General features: G+C 60.7%; 8 protein-coding genes. 5 read left to right on the forward strand and 3 right to left on the reverse strand.

What is annotated here, in order from left to right; all coding sequences use genetic code 11:
• Both C0V73_RS17765 and C0V73_RS17770 read left to right on the forward strand, forming a co-directional pair.
• On the forward strand, positions 1-459 hold the full coding sequence (locus tag C0V73_RS17765; RefSeq protein ID WP_102021349.1) for an RDD family protein: 459 nt from the start codon (positions 1-3) through the stop codon (positions 457-459).
• A 120-nt stretch (positions 460-579) separates the two neighbouring features.
• Positions 580-1,341: an arginyltransferase gene (locus C0V73_RS17770; RefSeq protein ID WP_102021350.1), complete on the forward strand. Its 762-nt coding sequence runs from the start codon at positions 580-582 to the stop codon at positions 1,339-1,341.
• 64 nt (positions 1,342-1,405) lie between these two features.
• Here the strand turns inward: C0V73_RS17770 and C0V73_RS17775 are convergent, their stop codons facing one another.
• Positions 1,406-2,449: a class I SAM-dependent methyltransferase gene (locus tag C0V73_RS17775; RefSeq protein ID WP_102021351.1), complete on the reverse strand. Its 1,044-nt coding sequence runs from the start codon at positions 2,447-2,449 to the stop codon at positions 1,406-1,408.
• A gap of 293 nt (positions 2,450-2,742) precedes the next feature.
• Between C0V73_RS17775 and C0V73_RS17780 the strand changes: the two genes are divergently transcribed.
• Together C0V73_RS17780 and C0V73_RS17785 are read left to right on the forward strand one after the other, a co-directional pair.
• A complete protein-coding gene (locus C0V73_RS17780) occupies positions 2,743-4,677 on the forward strand; it encodes a GGDEF domain-containing phosphodiesterase (protein ID WP_245408018.1) in 1,935 nt (644 codons plus the stop codon).
• A gap of 104 nt (positions 4,678-4,781) precedes the next feature.
• Positions 4,782-5,924, forward strand: a complete 1,143-nt coding sequence (locus tag C0V73_RS17785; protein WP_102021353.1) for a cyclic nucleotide-binding domain-containing protein — start codon at positions 4,782-4,784, stop codon at positions 5,922-5,924.
• A gap of 58 nt (positions 5,925-5,982) precedes the next feature.
• On the opposite strand, the gene parC is transcribed toward C0V73_RS17785, so the two are convergent.
• Positions 5,983-8,259 (reverse strand): DNA topoisomerase IV subunit A, encoded by a 2,277-nt coding sequence (parC, locus tag C0V73_RS17790; protein WP_102021354.1) that lies wholly within the window; start codon positions 8,257-8,259, stop codon positions 5,983-5,985.
• A gap of 206 nt (positions 8,260-8,465) precedes the next feature.
• On the opposite strand from parC, the gene C0V73_RS17795 reads away from it, so the two are divergent.
• Positions 8,466-9,662 carry a hypothetical protein gene (locus tag C0V73_RS17795; protein ID WP_102021355.1) on the forward strand — a complete coding sequence of 399 codons (1,197 nt, stop codon included), beginning with the start codon at positions 8,466-8,468 and terminating at the stop codon, positions 9,660-9,662.
• Positions 9,663-9,786: 124 nt separating this feature from the next.
• Here the strand turns inward: C0V73_RS17795 and aspS are convergent, their stop codons facing one another.
• On the reverse strand, positions 9,787-11,577 hold the full coding sequence (gene aspS, locus C0V73_RS17800) for an aspartate--tRNA ligase (RefSeq protein ID WP_102021356.1): 1,791 nt from the start codon (positions 11,575-11,577) through the stop codon (positions 9,787-9,789).
• Positions 11,578-12,031 lie beyond the last annotated feature (454 nt).

The raw sequence follows: 12,031 nt of genomic DNA on the forward strand, positions 1-12,031 counted from the left end.
ATGAGCCTCGATAGCAACTCGTCCTATGCCGCCCCGGAGGATTGGCGTGCCTATAGCGGCGTGCTCTCGCGGCGCGTCTTTGCCTTCTTTGTCGACTATCTGTTCATCGGCCTTCTGTGGATCCCGGCGGCAGTTGTCGTGTTTTTCCTCGGCGTGCTGACGCTTGGCCTCGGCTGGCTGCTCTATCCGATCCTGTTCTTCGTGGTCGCCGGCCTCTATTTCGGCATGTCATTGGCAGGTCCCTCGCAAGCGACGCCGGGCATGCGGATGATGGGCATCGCCATGGTCCGCCTCGACGGTCGCAAGATCGACTTCGTGACCGCGATCGCGCATCTGGCCCTGTTCTGGATCCTGAACTCGGTGCTGACACCGCTGGTGCTGCTGGCCGGCCTGTTCATCGAGCGCTCGCGTCTGGTCCATGACCTGTTGCTCGGAACGGCCGCAGCGCGCACCTACTAAGTTTCCCGGCGCTTTTCGCCTCCGATGCACTCCGGCCTTTCAGCCGGAGTGTTGACCTTTTTCATTCTTGCGCCATCCTAGCTTCAACCGGACTGGCTAAAGGATTCTCTTCGGCGGCAGATGAACACGCAGACATCCCCCTCCCCGCAATTCTACCTGACGGCGCCAGCGCCTTGCCCGTATCTGGCGGGAGAATTGGAGCGGAAGGTCTTCACCCATCTTGTGGGTCCGCGTGCCACCGAAATGAACGATCTTCTGACCCAGGGTGGTTTCCGTCGATCCCAGAACATCGCCTATAGACCTGCTTGCGAATCTTGCCGGGCCTGCGTGTCCGTGCGGGTTCTGGTCAACGAATTCGAGCTCAGCCGGGGCTTCCGCCGTATCGAGGGCGTCAACAGCGACGTCATCTCGACCATCTACCCGGCGCAGCCATCCACCGAACAGTTCTCGCTCTTCCGCCGCTATCTCGACCACCGCCACCAGAACGGCGGCATGTCGGACATGTCGGCGCTGGATTATGCGATCATGGTCGAAGACAGCCATGTCCAGACGCGGGTCATCGAATATCGCCTGCGCACCCCCGGCGACGGGATCTCGGCCCAGCCGCGTGGCGAACTCATCGCAGTCGCGCTGTCGGACCTTATGAGCGACGGGCTATCGATGGTCTATTCGTTCTATAACCCTGAACTCGAAAAACGGTCTTTGGGCACGATGATGGTGCTCGACCACATCCGCCGCGCCAAGGCGCTCGGCCTGCCGCATGTCTATCTCGGCTACTGGGTGAAGGGCTCAAAGAAGATGGGTTACAAGACCCGATTTCAGCCGCAGGAGCATCTGATGAACCAGGGCTGGACGCGCTTTACCCCGGAAGCACAAGAATAACGCATACTCCAAATTAAAAACGGCGGGACTTTCGCCCCGCCGCTTTTAATTTGTATTGCACGTCTTAGGACAGCTTGCGGATGATGCCGTAGACAATGTTCTTGTTCTGGCCGAAGCGCAGCGAGCACTCGACATCAAGGCCTTCCGTTGCGGCGCGCATGATGCGCCACATGTCTTCTTCCGAGCGCAGCAGAAGCGCCCAGTTCATGAAGGTTTCCATGTACCCGTCGTCCGGAACCTCCCGCGAGAAGTTGGCGAAGAGGAAGGTGCCGTTCGGCTTCAGCATCTGCAGGCAACGCTGCGACAGCTTGATCGCCACTTCGTCGGCCAGGTAGTCGTAAAGGCCGGCTGCATAGACGAAGTCGAAGGTACCAAGGCTCTGACCGCGGGTCAGCACCGTCCGTACCGAGCCATTGACGGCTTCAACGGCAGTACCGGCGAATTCGCTCGCAACGGCACCGACGCTCATCGGGTCCTGATCGAGCGCAATCCAGCGCTTGATCGTCTTGTCCTTCAGCGCCTGAGACATGCTGCCTTCGCGAAGATGGCCGGCAGCAATCGTCAGAATCTCGGCTTCGCCGCCTCTGGACGACGCCACGTCGTCAACGAACTGCGCCAGTAGATCACGGCGTTCGCGGACGGCAACGCAGGCCGGTGATTGACTGGTGAAGGCATGGACCTCCTTGCCCATCGGGCTCGCCGCTTCCAGCATCGGCTGAACCGACGAATGATTGTAGATGAAGTCGAGCAGGCCGGCGTCTCCCGAGTAACCACGCGGCTTTTCAAACGACCAGCGGGTAAAAGGATCTTCATGGAAGTGGCGTGCGATGGCATGGTTTTGTGCGAGCGGAATGAGTTGCTCCCACACCTTCGGTGCGACACGATTCCGAACTTCGTGAAGGCCCGTCAGCAGCCGAAGCATGATCTGCCCAACTGGTGTCTTTTGATCGAACTGCTGTTCGGCGATGCGAAGGTGAAGTGCCATTTCGGCACGTGCCAAACCGACCTCTTTATCAGTGACATCGACTGAAGTCGAAAACACCGTTGCAGCAATAGAGTCTGGCGTGATGAGGCTCTGCCCGTCGAATGCAACCTTTACTTCACTCACACTTCGCTCCTTTTTAAGTCAAATCTGATATTAATTCTTTGTAAACCATAATCCGAGAGCCCGATAAGTGCACTCCAAAATTCGGGAGACTTTAAAACATAGTTAATACGTGAGCGAGCTAGTGTATCGCGGCGCTCGACGTGCGCGCTGACGATGGAGTCGTGATGGATCGGGTCATGAACAGCCCAGGGCGCGGTAATCGCGGGACAAATTCGCCCACACGTGGCGCGTACACACCAAGCGCGCGTGAAATCGCCAGTCAGCCTTACAGCCCTCCGGCGGTTGATGCGAAGATGTTGTCTGCTCCTGCCCTAAATGCGCTCTATCAAACACATCGGAGCGTCACCCAACTACGCCAGACACGGCAAGGTCTCTGGCTCGCAGCGCTCGTTTACCTGCTATTCGGAGCAGCCGACGTATTCTTGATCCCCGATGTCGCCATGCAGACGGTAACTGCGCGACTGGTGGTCGCAATCATGGCGATTGCTGTCATTGAAATCTGCGTTGCACGCAGGGTCGATCTGCATTGGGTCGATGTTAGTTGCGCAGCAACTGTCGTGGTCGGCTACGTCGCCTGGCTCGTTCCGGCCGCATACACCACCTCTGAAGACGCTTTCCGCTATTACATGCTGTTCGGCACCATCTTCATGATGAGCGCCAACCTGTTTTTCAACCTGGTCTTCCGCCTGTCGGTGCTGACATCGGCGACGATTCTGGTCATTTTCCTTTACAGTATGCTGCATGCGCCCGCGCTCTCGCTGGAGCAGAGCGTAGTAATCATCTTGTTCTACGGGTCTTGCTTCCTGTTCACGTCCTACGTGAACTGGAAACTGAACGAAGAGCGTTACAACGTCTTCCTCAACGCGATCGAAGCCGCACATCAGCACAGTGAAGCAGAAAAGCGGGGAGAAGCGCTCGAGCGGCTTTCCAATACCGACTACCTGACCGGCGTCGAAAACCGTCGCGCCGTCGACAAGCGTCTGAGGGATTTCTGGAACGACTGGCAAACCAATGGCACTTCTTTTGCCGCTATCCTGGTCGATGTCGACTTCTTCAAGAAGTATAATGATTTCTATGGTCACCAGGCCGGCGATCGCTGCCTGATCCTGGTGGCGAGCGTGCTCAGCGACACGCTAAAACCGCTCAATGCCTCTGTCGGTCGCTACGGTGGCGAAGAGTTCATCGTGCTGTCTCGCGTCACCGGGCGCGATCAGGTCATGGCGCTGTGCGAAATCATCCGGAGTGCCGTCGAAGGCCTGCGTCTGGTCCACGACCAGCGCCGCGACGGCCAGACCTTCGTGACGGTCAGCGTCGGTGCTTCGTACACACGCCCTCAGACCGGCCCCAAGCTGGAGCGCATCATCAACGAAGCGGACCGGGCGCTCTATTCGGCCAAGGCGAATGGCCGCAACTGCATTCGGCTCTTCAACCCGAATGATCCGCTGACCAGCGACGACAACGAGAATATCGCCGCGACGCTGCGCATGGCGATCAAGAACGATCTCGTCCACCTCGTCTATCAGCCGATCCAGAACCTGCGCACCGGCCGCGTCGAAGCGGTAGAATCGCTGATGCGCATGAAGATGATCGATGGCACGCCCTTGTCGCCGGCCCAGTTCATCCCGGTTGCCGAACGTACCGGCGCGATCCTCGATCTCGGTCTCTGGGCCATCCGCCGCGCCTGCACGGAGGTGCTTGCCACCGGCATCGCACCCATGGCCAGCGTCAACGTCTCGGCCATCCAGCTCAAGTCGCGTGGCTTTGCGCTCGCCGTCTCGACGATCCTCGAAGAGACCGGCGTGTCCGGTTCGCAGCTCGCCTTCGAGATCACCGAAGGCATCGACATGGAGGGGCAGTCGGATGTCATCCGCTGCATCACCGACCTGCAGGCGCTCGGGATCCGGATCTGGCTCGACGATTTCGGCACGGGCTTTGCCGGCCTCTCCTGGCTTCGCCTCTTCCCCTTCGATACGGTCAAGATCGACCGCTCCTTCCTGCAGGACGCCCGCCGTCCGGCCGGCCGCGCCATGCTGGAAGACATCATACGGCTGATCCGCAACCGCGGTTTGAAGATCCTGATCGAAGGCCTGGAAACCGCGGACCACGTCGAACTGATGCACGAACTCGGCATCGAACTCGGTCAGGGTTATTATCTCGGCCGCCCCGTGCCGATCGACGACGTCAAGATCAAGGCTTTCCCACGGCTTGCCACGATCGCGGCACGCTGATCTCAAATTCTGATGATCGGCCCCAGATTTGGCCGATTACCGCATCTGCGATCTTCAAACGAAATCCGTAGTATCCGCCCGCATTCAAGGGATCGGATACACGCATGAGCACGGTCGACGCGCGAGATCTGGCAGGCAGCCAGGACTTTTCTGAAACGCTTCTCAAGCATACCACCATCCGGGTGAGCGACGGCTATCTCGAGGATTTCCGCCGCCATGTCGAAGCCGTGCACTACGCCGCAAACGAAGTCATTTTCCGCAAGGGCGACGAGAGCGATTTCGCCATCCTGATCGGCACGGGCGAGGTGGAAGTCTATGACGAGCAAAGCGGCACCGTGCTCGCCGTCTCCGGCGAAGGTGCGCTGATCGGCGAACTCGGCATGATCAGTGGCGACCCACGCAGCGCGTCTGCCCGGGCGCTCACACCAGTTACGGGCTGGAAGATCGACCGCTCGAACTACCGCGAATTCCTGAGCGACCGGCCGGAACTAGCCACTCTCTTCTTCCGCAAGATCTATGCCCAGCTTTCCCAGAGCTATGGCAAGCTAAGGCAACAGTTCGTGGCGCTGGAAGAGGCGGATCGGCGCTATCACGCGCTTGCCTTCATGTTCGTTACCATCGTGCTGATGGTCAACGTCTATGCACTGGTGAATGGCCTCATCCTCGGCGGCCTTCGAGAAACGCACCAGGAGCAGATGATCTTCTGGACCTCCCGCGCCATGGAGCTCTGGGGCGGCTTCATCCTCTGGGGGCTGACCGCGCGCTGCGGCCTGACACGGCACGACATGGGCATCCGGATGGGCAATCTGTGGCGGTCTATCGCCGTGGGGTTGCTGATCAGTGTTCCGGCGCTCGCGGCCATGGCCTATTTCCGAACGCGTCTTTACCCGGAGCTTGAGGGCACGCCCCTTCTCGACCCGCAGCTCATCTCGCTCAGTGTCTATACCTACATCCTGATCGCAGCCTTGCAGGAGTGGATCTGTCGTGGGGTCTTCCTCACTTCGATTGCGAGCCTGATGCCGGGCAAGACACGGCCCATGGCGGCGATCGTCATCTCATCCCTGGTGTTCTCGACGCTCCACCTGCACTACTCGTCATCGCTTGCGGTGGTCGCTCTGCTAACCGGCATCGTCTGGGGCTGGCTGTTCCTGAAATACCGCAACCTCGCCGGGCCAATCATATCGCATTTCATCCTCGGCAATGCGGCAACGCTGATGGGGCTCTGGGCGATCTGGCAGCGGGGCTGACATCAAAAAGCCGGCCGCAGATGCAGCCGGCTCTACAAACTTCTGATCTGGGTGCGGCTCAGCCCGAGAACTTGCCGCTGCGCGGGAAGCCCTTCGGCACAAGGCGTCCGGCCGAGGCGCGGTCGCCCTGCCATTCGACCAGCTCTTCCTTCGTCTTGGTGAAGGTGCGCCCGGCGCTATCTGCCCAGGTGAGGCCGTCGGCCATCGTGAAGAACTTCACGTCGGAAATGCCGCCATCCTTGTAGCGCTGCAAGCGCACGCCCTTGCCGCGGGTCATTTCCGGGATCTGGGCAAGCGGGAAGACGAGCAGTTTGCGGTTTTCACCGACGACCGCCATATGGTCGCCACTCACGGGCACCACGAGCTTGGCTTCATCGGGCATGCCGACATTCATCACCTGCTTGCCCTTGCGGGTGTTGGCGACGACTTCACCCTCCGGCACGATAAAGCCGTTGCCGGCGGTCGAGACGAAGATGAGCTTGCGGCTGGAATCGTGGACGAAGGCGGTCAGCACGTCCTGGTCGTTTTCCATGTCGACCATGATGCGCAGCGGTTCGCCATGGCCTCTACCACCGGGTAGCTTGTCACCGCCCAGCGTGTAGACCTTGCCGCCCGTCGTCACGAGCAGGATCTTGTCCGTGGTCTGGGCCGGGAAGGCAACCTTCAGCGCGTCGCCTTCCTTGAAGGTCAGCGATGACGTGTCGGAGATGTGGCCCTTCAGTGCGCGGATCCAGCCCTTTTCGGAGATGACGACGGTGATCGGCTCCTTTTCGATCATCGCCTGCTGGATCGCTTCAACATCGGCATCGGGCGCGTCGGAGAAGACGGTGCGGCGGCGGCCAAGTTCGGTGGCCTTCGCATATTTCTTCTTCACCTCGCCGATTTCCCAGGAGACCGTCTGCCACTGCTTGTCGGTGGAGGCGAGCAAGGATTCGATCTCGGCCTTCTCGGCGGAGAGCGCGTCATGCTCCTTGCGGATCTCGAATTCCTCAAGCTTGCGCAGGTTGCGCAGGCGCATGTTGAGGATGGCTTCGGCCTGGTTGTCGGTCAGATCCCATTTGGCGATCAGGACCGGCTTCGGCTCGTCCTCCTCGCGGATGATGCGGATCACTTCGTCGAGATTGAGATAGGCAATCAGCAGGCCGCCGAGGATCTCGAGGCGGCGGTCGATCGCAGCCAGGCGGAATTTGGACCGGCGGACGAGCACGTCCTTGCGGTGGTCGAGCCACTCGGTCAGCACCTCGTTGAGGGCCATGACCTTGGGGACTTTGCCCTGCGACAGCACGTTCATGTTGAGCGGAATGCGGCTTTCGAGCTCGGTGAGCTTGAACAGCGATTCCATCAGCAGCGTTGCGTCGACCGTGCGGCTCTTCGGTACGAGGACGAGACGGATGTCTTCGGCGCTCTCGTCGCGCACGTCTTCGAGCAGCGGCAGGCGACGAGCGATCAGGAGTTCAGCGATCTTTTCGATCAGGCGCGACTTCTGCACCTGGAACGGGATCTGGGTGACGATGATCTGGTAGCCGCCACGGCCGAGATCCTCGATCTCCCATTTGGCGCGTACCCGGAAGCCACCGCGACCGGTGCGATAGGTCTCGAGCATCGAGGCACGGCTCTCGACGATCACGCCGCCGGTCGGGAAATCAGGGCCCTCAATGCCGCCGCGTTCCGGATGGGCGGGATCGGCAAACAGTTCCTCGACGGACGCGCCGGGGTTCTTGATCAGGTAGAGCGCGGCGTCGCAGAGCTCATGGGCGTTGTGCGGCGGAATGGAGGTCGCCATGCCGACCGCAATGCCCGAGGCGCCATTCGCCAGAAGGTTGGGGAAGGCGCCCGGCAGAACCGTCGGCTCGTCGTCTTCTTCGTTATAGGTCGGGCGGAAGTCGACGGCGTCCTGATCGATGCCTTCCAGCAGCAGGGCCGCGACATCGGTCATGCGGGCTTCGGTGTAACGATAGGCGGCAGCGCTATCGCCGTCGATATTGCCGAAGTTCCCCTGCCCGTCCACAACCGGGTAACGCTGGGAGAAGTCCTGCGCGAGGCGCACCAGCGCATCATAGACCGACTGGTCGCCATGCGGGTGGAACTTACCGATGACGTCACCAACGATACGGGCGCATTTCTTGAAGGCCGAGTTCGGCCGGATGCCCATTTCGCTCATCGCGTGGATGATGCGGCGATGCACCGGCTTCAGTCCGTCACGGACGTCCGGCAGCGCGCGATGCATGATCGTCGACAAGGCATAGGCGAGATAACGCTCTTCGAGCGCCGCCTTCAGGTCGACCGGAAGAATGTTGTCGCCACCCTCTTCGGGCGGAAGCAGATTTGTCCCCATGCGTCTCACCTATCGGAGAAGACCCGGAACGGCAAGGAAACCGGGGATTCTGCCTGTGGATTAAGGGGCTGTGACCGTCATCACGCCACAATCCCCCCGCACCGGTCTATGGCGAAAATCGGTGGACGTTTTTTCAATCCCCCTTATAAATATCGCCGACCTTTTGGGCACGCTCAATGCGGCCAACAGCAACAGAGGACCTCGTCATGACCTTGTACCGTTCCACCCGAATTCTGCTCGCGGGCGCGGCGCTCTGCGCGTTCACCGGCCCCGCGCTCGCGCTGGACGGACAGGATTTGCTCAAGAAGATCAATGCTGCCTTCGCAACTGGCGGCACCAACATCACCGCCGACAGCGTCGAGGTCGATGGATCCAACGTGATCCTGAAGGGCCTCAAGCTGGGCGTCGAAGCTGAGCCGACGGACAAGCCGCTGATGCTTCAGGAGCTGACGCTCGAAGGCGTCACCGAGGAAGAAGGCGGCGCCTATTACATCGAACGTGTCGAATTCCCCGAGGTGAACGTCTCGGAAGAGAAGTCGACCTTCAAGGTTCAGGATCTCTACCTCTCCGGCGTTTATGTCCCAGGCGATGCCAATGCTGAGGGTATCGATTCGCTGATGTTCTACGAAGAGGCCCATAGCGGTCCGGTGGAAGTCACCGTCGACGGCAAGCCGGTCTTCTCGATGGCGGAAGCCGTCGGCACGATGGGCCTGTCCGAAGACGAGACCACGATCACCTTCGAGGGCACGGTGACCGGCGTAAAGGCTGATCTCAGCACCGTCGAAGATCCGAAGGCCAAGGAATCCATCGAAGCGCTCGGTCTCACCAGCCTCGACGGCAACATGAACATGTCCGGCAGCTGGGAAGTCGAGAGCGGCACGATCGACATCGAGGACTACTCGATCGATTTCGCCAATGTCGGCAAGCTTTCGCTTGCCTTCTCGATGTCCGGCTACACGCTCGACCTCGTCAAGCAGATGCAGGAACAGGCCCGCATGATGCAGGCACAGCCTCAGAACGAGCAGGCCCAGCAGGCTGCTGGTCTCGCCATGCTCGGCCTCGTCCAGCAGCTGTCGCTGGTCGATGCGCAGGTCCGCTTCGAGGATGCCGGCATCACCAAGCGCGGCCTCGACTATGCCGGCAAAAGCCAGGGTGCCGACGGCGCCCAGATGGCGCAGATGGTCAAGGGCATGGTTCCGATCCTGCTTGCCCAGGCCAAGCTCGGCGCGCTGCAGAACGAGGTCTCGGCCGCGGTCAACAGCTATATCGACAACCCGAAGGCGCTGACCATTGCAGCGGCCCCTGCGAGCCCGGTCGCCTTCCCGATGATCATGGGTGCTGCCATGGGCGCGCCGGAGACGATCCCGGGTCTGATCGGCCTGAAGATTACCGCCAACGACTGATCTCAGCCTTAGCTGAGACACGGAGCCCGGCCCGCGAAAGCGGCCGGGCTTTTTCTTGGCCTTGAGATCAACAAAAAAGGCCGGGATCGCTCCCGGCCTCTTCCATTCAATTCATCGAACCCGATCAGTCCTTCTTAGGCTGCGGCACAACGCGCAGCGCCAGTTCGCGCAGCTGCGTCGGGGTCGCCGGCGACGGAGCGTTCATCAGCAGGTCCTGGGCCTGCTGGTTCATCGGGAACAGCGAGATTTCGCGCAGGTTCTTCGCACCGACAAGCAGCATGACCACGCGGTCGATGCCGAAGGCGCAGCCGCCATGCGGGGGGGCGCCGTACTGGAAGGCACGGTACATGCCGCCGAAGCGTTCCTCGACATCCGCCTGGGACAGACCGACCTTTTCAAAGGCCTTGACCATCAGCTCCGGCGACTGGTTACGGATCGAGCCCGAGGCGATTTCGAAGCCATTGCAGACCGCGTCATACTGATAGGCCTTAAGCGACAGCGGATCCTGGCTTTCCAGCGCTTCCAGACCACCCTGCGGCATCGAGAAGGGGTTGTGGGCGAAGTCGATCTTCTTTTCTTCCTCGTTGTATTCGTAGAACGGGAAGTCGACGATCCAGCACATTTCGAAACGGTCGCGATCGACGAGGTTCAGTTCTTCGCCGGCGCGGGTGCGGGCTTCACCGGCAAACTTGTAGAACTTGGCCGGATCGCCGGCGACGAAGAAGGCCGCATCGCCCGGCTCGAGGCCGAGCTGCTGACGGATCGCTTCGGTGCGCTCTTCGCCGATGTTCTTGGCGAGCGGGCCGGAACCGGCGATCTTGCCGTCCTCTTCCTTCCAGAAGATGTAGCCGAGGCCCGGCTGGCCGGTCGATTGCGCCCAGGCGTTCATGCGGTCGCAGAATGCGCGCGAACCACCTGTTTTGGCGGGGATCGCCCAGATCTCGACCTTCGGGTTGGACGCGATCATGCCGGCGAAGACCTTGAAGCCGGAATCACGGAAGTGGTCGGTAACGCCTTCCATGACGATCGGGTTGCGCAGGTCCGGCTTGTCGGAGCCATACTTGCGGATCGCGACGTCGTAAGGGATGCGCGGCCATTCCTTGGTGACCGGCTTGCCTTCGGCGAACTGCTCGAAGACCGAGGTCATCATCGGCTCCATCGTCTGCCAGATGTCTTCCTGGGTCACGAAGCTCATTTCGACGTCGAGCTGGTAGAATTCGCCCGGCAGACGGTCGGCGCGCGGGTCTTCGTCGCGGAAGCAGGGCGCGATCTGGAAATAGCGGTCGAAGCCGGCGACCATGAGCAGCTGTTTGTACTGCTGCGGTGCCTGCGGCAGCGCGAAGAACTTGCCTTCGTGGATACGGCTCGGCACGAGGAAGTCGCGTGCACCTTCCGGCGACGAGGCGGTCAGGATCGGGGTCGAATATTCGGCAAAGCCGGCAGCGGCCATGCCCGTGCGCATCGACGAGATGATCTGGGTGCGCTTGACGATGTTCTTGTGCAGCGTGTCGCGGCGCAGATCGAGGAAGCGGTACTTCAGGCGCACGTCTTCCGGATAGTCGGGCTCGCCGAAGACCGGCAGCGGCAGTTCCTTGGCAGCCGAGAGAACTTCGATTTCCTGGGCGTAGAGTTCGATCTCGCCGGTTGCCATGGCCTTGTTGGTGGTCTCTTCCGAACGGGCCTTGACGAGGCCATCGATGCGGATGACCCATTCGCCACGCACGGTTTCGGCCAGCTTGAAGGCCGGGCTATCCGGATCGGCGACGACCTGGGTGATGCCGTAATGGTCGCGCAGGTCGATGAAGAGCACGCCGCCATGGTCACGGACACGATGGACCCAGCCCGAGAGGCGGACGGTCTGACCGACGTCGGATTTGCGAAGAGCGGCACAGGTGTGGCTGCGGTAACGATGCATGATGTCGTGCTTTCCTGGACTGATAGACGGCTGGCGGGCACAAGAATCCGGCACACGGCCAGCCGATAGAAAATCGGGCGGAAAAGCGCATGGTGCGCCTGATTTGTCAAGGCTGCGTGGTGGGGGGCGTGGCCGAAGCCGCTTCTCCGGTGGGGTGCTGAGCCTTGCTCATTAGAGGGCGCGGCGGCGAATTGAATGCAATTTCTTCGCAAAGGGCGAGACGGCCCCGAACAGCTCGTTCGGCTCATAGCCGTTACGGGGCCGCGAGGGGACTGTCAGATTTTGGAGTGCGGAGAAGCAAGAACGGCCCGGCAGATCCACTTCAGGAGATGCATGATCTGGCTATGATCGAAACACCCGATGCGAGATCGTATCTGGTAGACGCCGCCTTGCGAAACTGCTCGAATGCCATGTTGCAAGGTTACGTCGATCAGGCGTCCCAAACAGAGGAGAG

This window comes from Rhizobium sp. TH135, from assembly GCF_002855515.1.
Classification (GTDB): domain Bacteria; phylum Pseudomonadota; class Alphaproteobacteria; order Rhizobiales; family Rhizobiaceae; genus Allorhizobium.

What these genes read in the sequence shown, in the direction of transcription:
- C0V73_RS17765 (WP_102021349.1), top strand. Translation starts at nt 1, where the DNA reads ATGAGCCTCGATAGCAACTCGTCCTATGCCGCCCCGGAGGATTGGCGT.
- C0V73_RS17770 (WP_102021350.1), top strand. Translation starts at nt 580, where the DNA reads ATGAACACGCAGACATCCCCCTCCCCGCAATTCTACCTGACGGCGCCA.
- C0V73_RS17780 (WP_245408018.1), top strand. Translation starts at nt 2,743, where the DNA reads ATGTTGTCTGCTCCTGCCCTAAATGCGCTCTATCAAACACATCGGAGC.
- C0V73_RS17785 (WP_102021353.1), top strand. Translation starts at nt 4,782, where the DNA reads ATGAGCACGGTCGACGCGCGAGATCTGGCAGGCAGCCAGGACTTTTCT.
- parC (WP_102021354.1), bottom strand. Translation starts at nt 8,259, where the DNA reads ATGGGGACAAATCTGCTTCCGCCCGAAGAGGGTGGCGACAACATTCTT.
- C0V73_RS17795 (WP_102021355.1), top strand. Translation starts at nt 8,466, where the DNA reads ATGACCTTGTACCGTTCCACCCGAATTCTGCTCGCGGGCGCGGCGCTC.
- aspS (WP_102021356.1), bottom strand. Translation starts at nt 11,577, where the DNA reads ATGCATCGTTACCGCAGCCACACCTGTGCCGCTCTTCGCAAATCCGAC.